This is a genomic window from Limosilactobacillus pontis DSM 8475 (assembly GCF_001435345.1).
In the GTDB taxonomy this organism is placed as follows: Bacteria; Bacillota; Bacilli; order Lactobacillales; family Lactobacillaceae; genus Limosilactobacillus; species Limosilactobacillus pontis.
In genome coordinates this window covers 9925-24228 of record NZ_AZGO01000065.1, presented here as the reverse complement: position 1 = coordinate 24228, position 14304 = coordinate 9925, and the positions used below count along the sequence as shown (strand labels likewise).

At 53.8% G+C, this 14304-nt stretch carries 14 protein-coding genes; 2 read left to right on the top strand and 12 right to left on the bottom strand.

Annotated features, from left to right (window positions below):
* Window positions 1-40 precede the first annotated feature (40 nt).
* The 9 genes from FD34_RS07045 to FD34_RS07005 all read right to left on the bottom strand — a co-directional run bounded on the left by FD34_RS07045 (window position 41) and on the right by FD34_RS07005 (window position 8824).
* Window positions 41-883, bottom strand: coding sequence for a cell division protein FtsQ/DivIB (locus FD34_RS07045; protein WP_057808102.1), 843 nt, complete (start codon window positions 881-883; stop codon window positions 41-43).
* Window positions 884-905: 22 nt separating this feature from the next.
* The gene (murG, locus tag FD34_RS07040) at window positions 906-2009 is read right to left on the bottom strand and encodes an undecaprenyldiphospho-muramoylpentapeptide beta-N-acetylglucosaminyltransferase (RefSeq protein ID WP_057808100.1); all 1104 of its coding nucleotides are present in this window, start codon (window positions 2007-2009) and stop codon (window positions 906-908) included.
* A gap of 2 nt (window positions 2010-2011) precedes the next feature.
* Window positions 2012-3385 (bottom strand): UDP-N-acetylmuramoyl-L-alanine--D-glutamate ligase, encoded by a 1374-nt coding sequence (murD, locus tag FD34_RS07035; RefSeq protein ID WP_057808097.1) that lies wholly within the window; start codon window positions 3383-3385, stop codon window positions 2012-2014.
* 26 nt (window positions 3386-3411) lie between these two features.
* Window positions 3412-4383, bottom strand: coding sequence for a phospho-N-acetylmuramoyl-pentapeptide-transferase (gene mraY / locus FD34_RS07030; protein WP_057808095.1), 972 nt, complete (start codon window positions 4381-4383; stop codon window positions 3412-3414).
* 12 nt (window positions 4384-4395) lie between these two features.
* Window positions 4396-6549, bottom strand: coding sequence for a penicillin-binding transpeptidase domain-containing protein (locus FD34_RS07025; RefSeq protein WP_057808093.1), 2154 nt, complete (start codon window positions 6547-6549; stop codon window positions 4396-4398).
* On the bottom strand, window positions 6549-6905 hold the full coding sequence (locus tag FD34_RS07020; RefSeq protein WP_057808091.1) for a cell division protein FtsL: 357 nt from the start codon (window positions 6903-6905) through the stop codon (window positions 6549-6551). Before FD34_RS07020 ends, FD34_RS07025 begins: the two co-directional genes overlap by 1 nt.
* Before the next feature lie 17 nt (window positions 6906-6922).
* Window positions 6923-7870: a 16S rRNA (cytosine(1402)-N(4))-methyltransferase RsmH gene (gene rsmH / locus FD34_RS07015; RefSeq protein WP_057808090.1), complete on the bottom strand. Its 948-nt coding sequence runs from the start codon at window positions 7868-7870 to the stop codon at window positions 6923-6925.
* 20 nt (window positions 7871-7890) lie between these two features.
* On the bottom strand, window positions 7891-8319 hold the full coding sequence (gene mraZ / locus FD34_RS07010) for a division/cell wall cluster transcriptional repressor MraZ (protein WP_057808337.1): 429 nt from the start codon (window positions 8317-8319) through the stop codon (window positions 7891-7893).
* A gap of 151 nt (window positions 8320-8470) precedes the next feature.
* Window positions 8471-8824 (bottom strand): hypothetical protein, encoded by a 354-nt coding sequence (locus FD34_RS07005; RefSeq protein ID WP_057808088.1) that lies wholly within the window; start codon window positions 8822-8824, stop codon window positions 8471-8473.
* Between the two features lie 125 nt (window positions 8825-8949).
* Between FD34_RS07005 and FD34_RS08500 the strand changes: the two genes are divergently transcribed.
* Window positions 8950-9069 carry a DUF4044 domain-containing protein gene (locus FD34_RS08500; protein ID WP_083479927.1) on the top strand — a complete coding sequence of 40 codons (120 nt, stop codon included), beginning with the start codon at window positions 8950-8952 and terminating at the stop codon, window positions 9067-9069.
* A 225-nt stretch (window positions 9070-9294) separates the two neighbouring features.
* Here FD34_RS08500 and FD34_RS07000 read toward each other — a convergent pair whose 3' ends face one another.
* From FD34_RS07000 to FD34_RS06990, 3 genes are all read right to left on the bottom strand, one after another.
* A complete protein-coding gene (locus FD34_RS07000) occupies window positions 9295-11619 on the bottom strand; it encodes an FtsK/SpoIIIE family DNA translocase (protein WP_057808086.1) in 2325 nt (774 codons plus the stop codon).
* 14 nt (window positions 11620-11633) lie between these two features.
* Entirely contained in the window at window positions 11634-12143 is a 510-nt protein-coding gene (locus tag FD34_RS06995; protein WP_057808084.1) for a tRNA (cytidine(34)-2'-O)-methyltransferase, read from the bottom strand.
* Between the two features lie 171 nt (window positions 12144-12314).
* Window positions 12315-13169 (bottom strand): methyltransferase domain-containing protein, encoded by an 855-nt coding sequence (locus tag FD34_RS06990; RefSeq protein WP_057808082.1) that lies wholly within the window; start codon window positions 13167-13169, stop codon window positions 12315-12317.
* A 98-nt stretch (window positions 13170-13267) separates the two neighbouring features.
* Between FD34_RS06990 and FD34_RS06985 the strand changes: the two genes are divergently transcribed.
* Window positions 13268-14296 (top strand): lactonase family protein, encoded by a 1029-nt coding sequence (locus tag FD34_RS06985; protein WP_057808080.1) that lies wholly within the window; start codon window positions 13268-13270, stop codon window positions 14294-14296.
* The last annotated feature ends 8 nt before the right edge of the window (window positions 14297-14304 follow it).

Here is a 14304-nt window from a genome sequence, read left to right as displayed (position 1 = left end):
CCTACTCTCAAATGGATTGTTACAAGCTTTTCAAATTTTATCACTTATCCTTTGCACCATAATCGTAGGAAAAGGCCCCCACTTGCAGGTCAACAACCCCATTTTGCTTCATGTTTGCCGCAATACCAGGGTAGTAGGCCATCTTCGTGCCCACCGTGTTCTTGTTGGCCAGGACCGTATTGCCATCACGCATGTACAAAACAATCCGGTTTGGCATCTGCTTAGTAGGCTGATAGACGATCGCCGAAATCCCGCTACGAATTGCTGGCTTTAGTTTACCTATCTGGCGAGCAACCAGCTGAAGATCAGCGCGGTGACCGTTGAACTGCCGATAGTCGATCCCCGTGCTATCCATCGTGGTTACCTGCAGGTGTCCATCGGCCAACACGGCGTATACCTGTTTACCGAGCCGGGCAGTCCCAAGTAGCGGATTCTCCTGGACTGTGACCGTCATGCTCTGTAACCCGGTAACCCTGATCTTGGCACTGGCAATCCGGGGTTGGGTCACCCGGGCCTGCCGACAGAGCTTGCCCCTGTTCAAGTAGACACCCCAGATAAAACGCCCCGGGTACACCTTCACCGCGTCCTCAACGTTTGTGGCCGTCAACTCCTTGTTGCCAACCACCTTCACGGATGAAAGCTTGCTCAGTGGTGAGATGATATAGGCCATCAGCAGGAGGACAAGGCCAAACACCAGGACTAGTTTGAACACGCGCTCACCGTTCTTGCGGTAGTGGTGGTGACGCAGGCGCGGCAACCGTTTGCTAATGTGCTTCTTATTTGGCTGCTGACGTTGCTGGTGTGCCTGACGGCTTCGTTCCTCCAGCTCTGCCAGCCGCTTGGCGTAACGCTGGTGTTCAGAGACATAGTGATCCCTTGTCATCTTCAGCCGCCCTCCTCACTTCTTACCTGTGTTCATCCATTGCCTGGTGCAGGACCTTAATCAGTCGATCGGCCGCATCGGGGCGTCCCATCTTCTTGGACGCTGCTGACATCTTAGCCCGCAGGTCGTCATTTTCCATGATCCGATCCGCCTGTAAGAGTAATGACTTGGCGTCCAGCTTGTCCTCGGTGATCATGGCGGCCGCATTGTTCTTGACCAGGGCCTGGGCGTTCTTCACCTGGTGGTTGGCCGTGACGTACGGGCTTGGGATCAAGATGGTAGGCACACCCAAAGCGGTAACCTCGGCAATGGTCGTCGCCCCCGCCCGGGAAACCAGGGCTGCTACCCGGGGCATCTTGGCCGGCATGTCCTTGATATATGGGACGACCTTAACGTTGGTGCCAATCTTGGTGTCACCCAGCTGCTCCTTGACATGGTCATAACGCTTCTGCCCGGTGGCAAAGATCACCTGGTAGTCGCGCTTACTAAACTCGGGAATGGCATCCACGACTGCCTGGTTGATCTTCGGGGCCCCCTGGCTTCCACCAAAGATCATCAGGGTTGGCACGTCATCTCTGAGGCCATAGCTGGTCCAGGAGAAGTCACTGTCGGCCTGGGCTGCCACCTGTTGAGCCCGTGGGTTTCCCACCATTGTTACCTTATCAGTCGGGAACTGGTCACGCGCCGCCGCAAAGGCGATCGCAATCTGGTCAACATAGCGGCTGAGGAACTTGTTGGTGACCCCCACCACGCTGTTTTGCTCGTGGATAACCGTTGGAACATGGTGTTTGGCTGCCGCATACAGGACCGCCCCACTGACATAGCCCCCCGTACCAAGGACGACATCGGGTTTGAAGTCGCGAATGATCTTCTTAGCATGGTGAACCGAATGCAGGAATAAATAAATGGTCTTGAAATTATCCAGGGAAAGGGAACGCTTAAAGCCCTGCATATGCATGGTCTCCAGTTTAATGCCCGCATCGGGGACAATCTTATTCTCCAACCCCCGGGTGGTTCCAACATAGAGGACCTCCGTATCGGGTTCCACCTGTTTCAAACGTTCAATCAGGGCCAGCGCCGGATAGATATGACCACCGGTGCCCCCACCAGATACAAGTAACCGCATTTTTACTTCTCCTTTTGATTCGTTAACTTCTCAACGGCTTCAATGAACCGGTCCCCGCGTACCTCAAAACTCGGGAACTGGTCCCAGCTGGCGTTGGCCGGTGACAGCAGGATTACATCCCCGGGTTCACTGACCTCCCAGGCCGCCGGAACCGCGGTGATGGCATTCTCACTCTCCAGAATCGTCGGGATACCAGCCTGCTTTGCGGCATCCTTCATCTTGTCCTTGCACTGACCGAAGACGATGATTGCCTTGACGTGCTTCTTAAAGTACGGTACCAGTCGTTCAAAGGTATAACCACGGTCCAGGCCCCCGGCGAGGAGGATCACCGGACGATCAAACCCCTGCAGGGCAACCTCGGTGGCCTCAATATCGGTTGACTTGGAATCGTTGTAAAACAGGCGATCCTGGTATTCCATGACGTACTGAAGGCGGTGCCGAACCCCACCAAAGGTTGTTAGGACACTGATGATGTCTTCGTTTGATACCCCACTAAGCTTGGCAGCGGCGATGGCGGCCAGGGCGTTCTCGACGTTCTGGGGACCGATCAACCGAATATCCCTTGCCTTCATGATTTGTTCACCACGCCAGCAGATCATCCCGTCCTCTTCATAAGCCCCCTCATGGCTCTTGTTAAGCCGGGAGAACGGTACGATTGTCGCCTGGGAACGCCGGGCAATCTCTTGCCACTCGTCGCGGTCCCAGTTCATGATCAGGAAATCATCCTTGGTCTGGTTCCGGGTGATGTTGAGCTTAGCGTTAATGTAGTTCTCCCGGGTCTTGTGGTAGTCCAGGTGGTTGGAGAAAATATTGGTGATGATGGCAATGCGCGGGTGGATGGTCGGGCAGCCAAGCAGCTGGAAGCTGGATAGCTCAGTGACCAGGGTATCGTCGGGCCCCATCCCCTCGGCAACCTTGCTGAAGGACACACCGATGTTCCCCGCGTACTTAACATTGTGACTGGAGCTCTTAGCCAACATCAGCTGGGTCAAAGTCGTGGTGGTCGTCTTCCCGTTACTCCCGGTAACGCTAACCAGGTGGCCATCAAAGATCTCCCAGCCGAGTTCAGCCTCGGTAATGATCGGCGTGCCCTGCTCAACAAACTTGGCAACCAGCGGATTATCGTACGGGATTCCGGGGTTCTTCACCACAATATCAAATCCCTCATCGGCCAGGCTGACCGGGTTGGAACCGGTGATAACCTTAATGCCGTCGTTTTCCAGGTCGGCAACCACCTTCGGGTCCTTAGGTGTCTGCTGGTCATTGGCCGTTACCGTGGCTCCGAGCTTGACGAGCAGGTGGGCTGCGTTAATCCCACTAATTCCAAAGCCCATTACCAGAACCTTCTTGCCTTGATACTTACTAATCTTCTTCATCGGATGTTCCCTCTCTTAATCTGAAATTAGCCTGCAATTAAAATCCAACTTACGGCAACAATGGCACCGATCAGACCAACGATCCAAAAGACAATATCAATCTTCCATTCACTCCAGCCACAAAGTTCGAAGTGGTGGTGGATTGGACTCATCTTGAAGATCCGCTTACCAGTCAGCTTGAATGACGCCACCTGCAGCATAACACTGGCCGTCTCGCAAACGTAAACGATCCCGATAACCAGCAGGGACCATTCGTGGTGCAGTAGCAAGGATACCGCTGCCAGGGAGGCCCCAATTGCCAGCGACCCCATGTCACCCATGAAAATATTGGCTGGCTTGTGATTATACGGGAAGAAGCCCACCAGCGTCCCGATCATCGCCAGACAGAACAGGGCTACCTCAGGATAACCAGGCTGGTTGATGTCGATCAGGGCAATGATCAGATAGGCGGCAAAAGAGATAATCGACAGGCCACTGACCAGGCCATCGAGGCCATCGGTCAGGTTGACCGCGTTAGAGAAACCAACGATCCAGAAGATAATGAATAGGCCAAACCACCAGCCGATTTGACTGGTGCCAAAGCCCATCCAGAAACCTTCGTGCTGGTAGATCACCGTGAAGGTCATCGCTGCAATAACCTGACAGAGGGCCTTCTGCCATGCCTTGAAGCCCTCATTTTGGTGGTGAAAAATTTTAATACTGTCGTCCCACATCCCGATCAGACCGTAAACGACCAGGATAAAGAGGAGGGCCCAGAGGGTGTTGGTAACCATCCCCTGCCAGACCGCCACCCAGAGAATGGTGATCACTGCCGAGATGATGAAGAGGAGTCCCCCCATCGTTGGGGTCCCAGCCTTCTTGGCGTGCCAGGTTGGTCCTTCCTTTCTGATCTGCTGGCCCTCTTTCTTGGCCCGAAAATAGCGAATTAGTGATGGCATCAGGAAAAAGGTAATCGCAAACGCACTGATTACCGTCAGAATAGCTGTCAATAAATTCATAGTGTCCTCCAATTAGTTCTTTGCTTTATATTTAACAACCAAGGTTTGGTTCTTATTGATTGACGCGTTAGCCTTGATACTCTGCGAGTCGACATAGCCGTCACCCTGTTCACTGAGTTGTAGGTGCAGCAACTGGGCGAGTTCCTCAACGTCGGCAGCGCTCCAGCCGGTCAGGTCTGGCATCTTGACGCGACCACCGGTATCCAGGATAACCCGCTGGTTGACCAACACCTGCTGACCACCCGCTTGTGATTGTTGCTTGACCTTCTTGCCACTACCGATCAGGACCGGCTGGAGGCGGCGAGCGCTTAGTTCATCGCTGGCGGCCTGGCTGGTGTGACCGACAACGGATGGCACAGTGACCTTGCTGTGGGCAGCCTTCTTGCTAGCACTCCGCCGGTTGAGCAGCATCTTCATCGTTGGGTTGAAGACTTCGGCAATCTGATCAGCTGGCTGCGGGTTGATGTTCTGTGGCTGGCGCAGGGTAATGTAGATAATGTACTGGGGATTCTCGGCCGGTGCCATCCCAACCATCGAGTAGAGGTAATTGGTATCACCATTACTGTACCCGTTGGCCCCACCGATCTGGGCGGTCCCGGTCTTAGCAGCAATCCGGTGGCCCTTGATCTGATAGGCATGGCCGAGTCCCTTCTGGTCGTAAACAACTCCCTGCATCAGGTCAAGGACCTTATGGGCGGTCTGGCTCTTGATCGGGTGACCGACCTCGGTTGTCTTGACTCGTTTGACCACCTGACCGTCACTGTTCGTCACCTTAGAAACAAAGTAAGGCCGCATCATCTTACCATGGTTGGCAACTGCCGTAAATGCCTGCATCATCTGCATCACATTTACTGTAATCCCCTGACCAAAGGCGGTGTTAGCCTGCTCCAGGATTCCCTTGAACTGGGTGAATCCGGCGACCTCATTTCCCATCCCAACCACGTTGACCTTCTTTAATAGGCCAAAGCGCTTGATGTACTTATACCAGGTATCGGCACCCATATTCTGTTCCAGGTGAGCAAAACCGACGTTACTGGACAGGTCAAAGGCGTCCTTATAGGTAATTACACCCCAGCCACCGGATGACCAGTCGGTGATTTTACCACCACCCATCGACCAGGTTCCAGAATTAAAGGTTCCGTTGGGGTCGAAGTGACCAGAGTCAATCGCCGCACTCAGGGCCAGAATCTTCATCGTCGAACCTGGTTCATAAGCATCCTGGACCAGCATGTTGCGCCAGACCGGGTCCTTTTTAGAACGTAATGTCGGCCGTTGGGTGGCCGCAATGATCTTACCGGTCTTGGCCTCCATCACGACGGCCGTCATCGCGTTGGCCCGTGAATGTTCATAGACCTTATTGACCTTACTTTCAAGGAAGTGCTGGGTCTGCGGGTCTAGGGTGGTCCGAACATCATCACCATTAACGGCTTTTTTCATTGTCGCCTTAGAGTTGGCCAGCTGGTAGCCGTAAACATCCTGCTTATCCTGCCGGATCCCGTTAACTCCGGTCAGCTGCTTATTGAAGTAGCCCTCCAGGCCGAGCTGACCCACCAGGGTAGTCCCCCCAGGAACCTTTGGATCGGTCTTGGGGTTAGCCATCCCAATCAGCTGAGAGGCAAACTCCCCCTCTGGATACTGGCGGGCCGGGGTCGCCACAAAGTTGATCCCCGGTAGGTGGTGACTCTTGATTTTCTGCATGGTCGCCACGGATAGGTGACTCCCCGCCGCCCCAAATTCGACCTGATAGGTCTGCCGGTTAGTCGTCAGGATCTTCTCAATTTTAGCGGGTGACAGGTTGATATAGCGTGCCAGCACCTTGGCCGTCTTCTTCTTATTCGTCACATAAAGTGGCCTGCCGGTGTTGGAACGCTGGTTGCGATCAACCACGGCATAGAGCGTATAATTGCTAGTATCGCTAGCCAGCTGGTTACCTTCGGCATCATAGATCGTTCCCCGCTTGGCTTGAATTACCTGGCGCTGGGTGTAGATCTGCTCCGCCTTTGATTGAAGGTTAACGTGCTGAACATCCTTGTTAATCGCAATATACGCAAAACGAACGATAAACAAGACGAATAACGCAACCGTGATCATGAACAACCATTTACCAAATGTTCCGCGGTTTTTATTATTCAACTTGTTTTTCGTTCGTCGTGGCATCTTATTCATTATTTGTTAATGTTCCTTACATTCGAGATTTTATCGGATAGGCCATACTTGTGTGCCGCGGCCTTGAGGTTGGACTGGCTGGTCAGTTCGGCAATCTCCTGGTGGGCACTCGTATTAGAATTCTTCACCCGGGTGATTTGATTCTGCAGGTCTTGCAAGTGGTGCTGACGACTATTCATCGTCACCTTCGTCGATAATAAGGTAATGACTAAGCACAGGGTCACAATACTGCCGACAAACATTAGCGAACGTTCAAAGGGCGACCAGGCTACCTTGACAACCCCAACTGGGTGCGCCTGTTGAGCCGGTCGTGTCGCTTGCTCGTTTGATAATTCTCGTGCAGTATTTGAAACCACTTTAATCACTCTTTCCTTTATTTGACTTTCTCGATAATCCGCAATTTAGCGCTGTGTGCTCGGTGATTATCAGCTAATTCGCGAGCACTAGGAAGAATTGGCTTCTTATTTACTAGTTTGAAATGGGGCTCCATCCCGGCCGGAATTACCGGTAGGCCCTGGGGCAGGTCAGCACTCAGTGAAGTCTTTTCCCGAAACATCGTCTTCACCAGCCGGTCTTCTAATGACTGGAAGGTGATCACGCTGATCCGGCCATGAACATTTAGGAGGTCGAGGGCCTGTTCAAGTGACTCCTCAAGGGCGCCCAGCTCGTCGTTGACGGCGATCCGGATAGCCTGAAAGCTCTTCTTGGCTGGGTGCCCACCATGCCGCCGCGCTGCCGCCGGAATAGCTTCCTTGATGACATCCACCAGTTCAAAGGTCGTCTGGATTGGCCGATGCGCCCGCCGCTGCTCAATCTTACGTGCAATCTGCTTGGCAAAGCGCTCCTCACCATACCGGTAAAGAATCTTCACTAGCCGCTCATATGGCCACTCGTTGACCACTTGCATCGCTGACAGCGATTGCTCCTGGTTCATCCGCATGTCCAAGGGAGCGTCGTGCTGGTAGCTAAATCCCCGGGCACCGTCGTCAAACTGTGGTGACGACACCCCAAGGTCATAGACAATTCCGTCGATGCTCGTTACTCCCCGTGCAGTCAGGGCCGCCTTGAGGTGACGGAAATTGTCCTCCACCAGGGTCAGTTTCCCTGCCGCCAGGGTCGGTGCCAGGTGTTCCTGATTATATTCAATCGCGGTCTTGTCCTGGTCAAACGAATAAAGGTGGCCGGTGGTCAACTGCTTTAGGATCTCGCCAGAGTGACCACCACCACCAAGGGTTGCATCAACGTAGGTGCCAGTTGGTTGCAGATTTAATCCTGCCACGGCCTCATGAAGTAAAACCGTTACGTGCTTAAATTCTGCCATCAACTTGCCCTCCCTTTAAATTAAAAATCAATGTTTAGGTCCTCAGCAATCTCGTCAAAATTATCTGCGGTGGTGCTATTGTATTCATTCCAACGATCACAGTCCCAGATCTCCAGACGGTTAGAAACCCCCACCACCATGCACTTCTTACTTAACTTAGCATACTGGCACAGCGGGTCGGGGATGTTGATCCGTCCCTGCTTATCGATCACACAGACGGTCGCGGCGGAATAGAGGAAACGGACAAATGCCCGGGCATCCCGCTTGGTCAGTGGCAACGTCTTTAGTTTCTCCTCAAGGGCTCGCCATTCAGCCATCGGGTAGCCAAATAGGCACCCGTCTAATCCCCGGGTAACCACGAACTGACCACCGAGCTGATCGCGGAACTTAGCCGGGATGATCAGCCGTTGTTTGGTGTCAAGCGTGTGCTGATATTCACCCATCAACAAGCCAATCATCCCCTTTAACCACTTTATAGGACAAGTCTACCACAATCCCCCACTTCTCACCACGATATTTTAGAATTTTATTATAATAAAAAAATAACGGAAATTGTCCGATTTCCGCTACCTTATTTAATAGTTATTAATTATTAATTTATTAAATCAATGGCAGTTTTCCGCTGAACAGTGAGGCGATAAACACCACCACCGCATACAGCAAGGACCCGTGCCAGAAGACTGGCCAGGGCCGCCGATAAATGAACTCATGGTTATGGATCAACTGAATGAAAATCAGAACCAGGGCCAGGATCATCCAAAGGGCCATCGGATAGGCAAACCAGTATGGTCCTAGATTAGTAATGCTCATCCCCCAGAGAACCGTCACCCAGACGTAGCCGCAGATCTGTTTCATCCGGCGCCCCCGGCTGAACCGTTGCAGCAGCCGGGTCACTACCGCCAGCAAAATAACAATCGCCAGCTGCATTAAGATACGATGATAGTCAACCAACACTTTTTTAACCACCTTCAAAATTCATTGTCTTAAGTCTACCATAAATTTAGTATTCCGTTTGAAAGACGGCCGCAAAATGCGGTACACTACTAGGAGTTAACAATCGTGAAAGGCGGTTAAGGATTATGCAACGGAAAAAGAAGACACGTTTCCAAAAGATCACCATGGTCGCCATCTGGTTAATGCTGATTGCGATGCTGGGATCCCTCATCTTCAGTGCGGTCGCCGCATTGAACCTCATCTAACGTTAAAAAAGAAGGAGGCTGGGAAATAAGCTTCTCGGCGCCCTGTACGGCTAGCCTAGAACGGAGGTTGACGCTAGAGGCGTCGGCCTTCGTTCGTAGCTAGACGCTAAGGGCGCGCTTACGACGCGAAGCTAGCCTATTAGGTTTCCCGTAACTGCACTGTAATATTCGGAAAACTAAACGTGGCTGGTGAGAAAACAAAGTTTTCTCCCAGCCACGCTTCTTTTATTTTTGCTCCAGTTGATCAGGCTTCTTATAAACCTCGCGTGGCTTGGAGCCGTTAGCCGGACTGACGTAGCCGCGCTGCGCCATATCGTCAACAATCCGCGCCGCCCGGTTGTAACCAATCCGAAAACGTCGTTGGATCAGTGAAGTCGAGGCCCGCTGCTCCTGAACTACAAAGTCGAGTGCCTCCTTGAAGAGGGGATCTTCGTCCTCTTTTTCGGCCTCCGCAGCCATCTCGGAGTCGCTGACCACCATCTGCTGGTCATATTCGGCCGGTCGCTCCTGCTTGATGAAGTCCACCACGGCCTCCACATCATGATCGGAGATAAAAGCCCCCTGGACCCGAACTGGCTTGTTCTGGTCAATCGGTTCAAACAGCATATCCCCACGACCGAGTAACTTCTCGGCCCCGTTGGCATCTAAGATGGTTCGGGAATCAACCCCGCTGGAAACGGCAAAGGCAATCCGGGACGGCACGTTGGCCTTGATTAGACCAGTGATGACGTCGACGGATGGTCGCTGCGTCGCCAGAATCATATGAATTCCGGCGGCCCGCCCCATCTGGGCAATCCGGACGATTGCATCCTCAACATCATTGGAGACCGTCATCATCAGGTCCGCCAACTCATCAACGACCACCAGGACCAGGGGTAGTGATGGCTGCTGGTCATCCGGGTGGGCGGTATTTTGCTGCTGAACCAGGTGGTTATAACCCTTGAGGTTGCGCACCCCAAACTTAGCAAACAGCTCGTAGCGCCGTTCCATCTCCGCCACCACCTTGGCCAGGGCCCGGGCAGCCTTCTTAGGTTCGGAAACCACCGGACTGAGTAGGTGGGGAATGTCGTTGTAGACGCTCAATTCAACCTTCTTCGGGTCGATTAAGAGCATTTTCACCTGGTGAGGCTTGGCCTTAAGCAAGATGCTCGTCAGGATAACGTTGATGGCCACCGACTTCCCGCTCCCGGTCGCCCCGGCGATCAGCAGGTGGGGCATCTTGGTCAGGTCGGCCATCTCAACGTCCCCGGTGACGGTTCGACCAAGGGGCACGTTCATCGGGCTATCGTCCTGGGGTGCTGCCTCGAACATGTCGCGGAAGCCAACGGTGGCGACCTGCTGATTTGGCACCTCAATCCCGATCAACGACTTACCGGGAATTGGGGCCTCGATCCGAATGTCCTTGGCGGCCAGGGCCAGGGCTAGGTCATCCGCCAGATGGGTAATCCGGCTGACCTTGACACCTACGGCCGGCCGCAGCTCGTACTTGGTAACGGACGGTCCTAGGTTAACATTTTCAACCGTTGCGTCAACGTTGAAGGACTTCAGCGTTTTCTGCAGGAGCTGGGTGTTCTTCTTGATATTCTTCAGGTCGGCCTGCTGGTCAGTCGCCTTGACCTTACTCAACAAGGTCAGCGGCGGCAGCTGATAATCCTTATCCGCCTGGGCGGAAACCCCAGCCAGGGAAAGTTCCGGCCGCTCGTTGTCCTTTGCACTCTCTGGCGTCGTCTTCTCCTGGTGGTCACTAGCCACTGTGATCTTGGGCTCGGTCACCGGCGTGGTGGGTTGTGGAGCAGGGGCGGACATCGCCGGTGATGGTGCCTGATTATCGTCATCGTCTTTGAAGAAGTCCTGCACCTTTTTACCCAACGATGGGCCCGGGGCTGGCGCTGTCGGGGTGGTCACCCCCGGCTGCTTCACCTTGGCCGACAGCTCCTGCCCTCCGGTATGCAGGGCCCGCGCCAAGCGCTGAACCAGCTGACCACAGAGCCGGAGAGAATCCCGCCACGGCAGGGCAAAGAAGATCACCACCCCACAGATCATTAGCAGCCAGGCAAAGACCGCGGTGCCAACCCGGTCAACCAGGACGTCACAGGCAGTGTAGAGGTAAGCACCCGCCATCCCCCCACCGATCGGCAGCGTGCTGTCGCCATTGAGAATTGCCTTACTCAGGTTACTCCAGGTGACCACCGGAATCTTAGCGTGAACGTTTAGCTGGTTCATCATCAGGACGTGCAGCCAAATCAATAGACCGAGATAGCAAACCACCACCCCAACGATCCGCCGTGGGCCGAAGCGCAGCCACCGTGCATAAAGGGCAAAGCCAAGCCCATAGAGGAGGACAACCAGCATCAATACCGGGTAACTTGCCCCCACCAAGAGCTTGAAGATCCCCTGGATGAGTGCTCCCAGGGCCCCGAGCTTAAATAATCCCACTAGCATCAAGAGGGCCACAATGAGCCCAACCAGGTTGTTAATGAGGCGGTGCTGCTTAGCGCTTGAACTACGCCGCGGACGGCGCCGCTTGCTTATTTTCTTTCGCTGTGCCATACGCCCTCCCCTCGCTACTTCAGTTTGTCAAAGTGATAGGTGTGAACCCGGGCCAGTCCCGGAAAACTCTGCTGGCGCAAGGCCTCGTAGATGACAATGGCGGCACTGTTTGAGAGGTTGAGCGCCCGAATATTGTCATCATTTTGCGGGATCCGGATGGTATTTTCCGGGTAGCGCCGCATGAATTGTTCGGGCAGGCCGGTCGTCTCCTTGCCAAACAGGAAGTAATGATCACCCGCGCTGGTGTAGTCGACGTCTGTGTAGTCACGGCTGGCAAACTTGGAGACTAGGTAGAGCTTGCTGATGTCCGCTACGCTGGCAACAAAGTCCTGCAGGTCATCGTGGTAGGTAATCTTGACCTTGTCCCAGTAATCCAGCCCGGCCCGCTTCATGTGTTTGTCGTCGGTCGAGAAGCCCAGCGGCCGGATCAGGTGCAGCTCCGTATTAGTACCGGCGCAGGTCCGGGCGATATTACCCGTATTGGCGGGAAAAAGTGGTTCAAACAGTACGATATGATTGGTCATTGTTAAAACTCCTCAGAATATAAAAAAAGCAGGGTCTCGGTGTGGGCACGGCGAAACGCTGCTTTAATGAAGTGCTATTTGGCAGTTACCAACGAATTGGTTCGATGTCAACTGCCAAACGATTTCTCTATGTTACTTTAGCATCATTTTGTCGCTTGTGCAAACATTTTATTAAGATTTCTTAGCAATCAGCAGGGAAACATCGACGGTTACCGCCTGCAGACCAGCCAATTCACTAGCCGTCAGCTGCTTGGCGCCCCTTCCCCAATGCAGTGGTGTCATCTCAACCAGGGCCGCTGCCATCCCTGCCGGTAGAGCAAAACGGTAGCGGACCCGCTGCACCTGGCTATCCGGATAGTGCCGAGCAAAGAGCTCCCTGACCCGAGAGTTATCGTAGTGGGCATGCTGGTCATCCTGACTATAGAGTAAGTGACGGAGTTCGACCAGGTAGTCAGCATTGGGAATCACCTTGACTAGGGTTCCATCTGGAGCCAGCACCCGGTTAAACTCCGCGTAGTCTGACGGTGAGAAGAGCTCGATCACGGTGTCGAAGGCCTGGTCATTGAAGGGTAGCTGGCGGAGGTCGGCCACACAGAAGAAGGCGTCCAGGTCCAACTGGGTGGCCAGGATCACCCCGGCCTTGGCAATGTCAAAACCCAGCAGGGAGTCACCTTGACCGGCCCGCAACGTTGCCAGTTGAGCAAGTGGGGTTCCCTCCCCCGTACCGACATCCAGAATTTTCAGGGGACGCTGGGATAATCGCTCGGCAACCGCCTGAATAATCGGTTTGAACAGGCCCGCGTCCAGGAGCTGGCGGCGGGCCAGAAACATCTCCCGCCCGTATTCCGTATCTGCGGCCCCCTTCAGGAAATGGAGGTAACCGTGTTTGTTAAAGTCAATTCGGTGCCCCCGACCACAAACAATACTGTTCTCCTCCAGCTGGACAAAGGGTTCCTGACAGGTTGGGCACCGGAAAAGGTCCAGGTGCGCCCTTACAAACTGCCGCTGCTTTTCAATTTTCTTCACGTCGATCCGTCCTTTTCATTTTTCTCAATATTAATAGTTTACCATAGCCATAATTTTGTTATCATATAAGTAAGCATTTTCAAAGGAGGAATCCCATCGTGGAAGAGAATTTTCTAATTGGAACCTATACTAAGAAGGACAGCAAGGGGGTCTACGCCGTCACCCTCGATGACGACGCTGGTAAGCTGACCAACGTCCGCCTGGCCATCCCGTCACAAAAGCCCGCCTACCTGCAAGTCGGCAGCAATGATCGAGTCTACGCCATCAAGCAAATTGATGACCAGGGCGGGGTCGCTTCCTACTCCCTGAAGGACGACAACGCCAAGATGCTCAGTAAGGTGCTCGCTGCCGGGGCCCCACCGGCCTACGTCGGCCTTGATGAACAACGCCACCTGCTCTACAGTGCCAACTACCACACCGCCAAAGTCGACGTCTTCAAGATCAACGAAGATGGCACGCTGACCCAGACTGATTCTGTTACCCACCAGGGTGCTACCGGTCCACGGCCAGAGCAGGAGGCCCCCCACGTTCACTTCGCCGACCTGACCCCCGACAAGCGGCTGGTCGTCTGTGACCTGGGGATGGACCTACTCGTGGTCTACGATGTCTCCGCCGATGGCAAACTGACCGCCGTCTCCCGTTATAAGTGTGAAGACGGTTTTGGGACCCGTCACATCGCCTTCCACCCGAATGGTAAGTACGCCTACGTCCTCGGTGAACTATCCAGCAAGCTTGAAGTTTTGAAGTACAACGCCGCCGACGCCAGCTTCACCCATGTTCAGACGGTCAAGACGATTCCAGATGACTGGACTGCTCATAATGGGGCCGCTGCTATTCGCTTCTCCAGCGATGGTAAGTTCATCTACACCTCTAACCGGGGTGAAAACACGATCGCGGTCTTCGCGGTTCAGCCGGACTTCACCGTCAAGCACATCCAATCCATCTCAACTGAGGGGGACTTCCCGCGTGACTTCAACCTCAGCAAGGACGAATCCTACCTGCTGGCCTCCAACCAGAACTCCGACAACCTCACCCTCTACAAGCGGGATGCGGACACTGGTAAGTTGACCCTCCTACAAAAGGATGTCGCCTGCCCCGAGCCGGTCTGCGTCATGAAGTGGAAGTAATTAAAGTT

Coding starts and splice junctions, on each gene's coding strand:
- rsmH (WP_057808090.1), bottom strand. CDS start 7,870: ATGGCAGAATTTAAGCACGTAACGGTTTTACTTCATGAGGCCGTGGCA.
- mraY (WP_057808095.1), bottom strand. CDS start 4,383: ATGAATTTATTGACAGCTATTCTGACGGTAATCAGTGCGTTTGCGATT.
- FD34_RS07045 (WP_057808102.1), bottom strand. CDS start 883: ATGACAAGGGATCACTATGTCTCTGAACACCAGCGTTACGCCAAGCGG.
- FD34_RS08500 (WP_083479927.1), top strand. CDS start 8,950: ATGCAACGGAAAAAGAAGACACGTTTCCAAAAGATCACCATGGTCGCC.
- FD34_RS07025 (WP_057808093.1), bottom strand. CDS start 6,549: ATGAATAAGATGCCACGACGAACGAAAAACAAGTTGAATAATAAAAAC.
- murG (WP_057808100.1), bottom strand. CDS start 2,009: ATGCGGTTACTTGTATCTGGTGGGGGCACCGGTGGTCATATCTATCCG.
- FD34_RS06995 (WP_057808084.1), bottom strand. CDS start 12,143: ATGACCAATCATATCGTACTGTTTGAACCACTTTTTCCCGCCAATACG.
- FD34_RS07000 (WP_057808086.1), bottom strand. CDS start 11,619: ATGGCACAGCGAAAGAAAATAAGCAAGCGGCGCCGTCCGCGGCGTAGT.
- murD (WP_057808097.1), bottom strand. CDS start 3,385: ATGAAGAAGATTAGTAAGTATCAAGGCAAGAAGGTTCTGGTAATGGGC.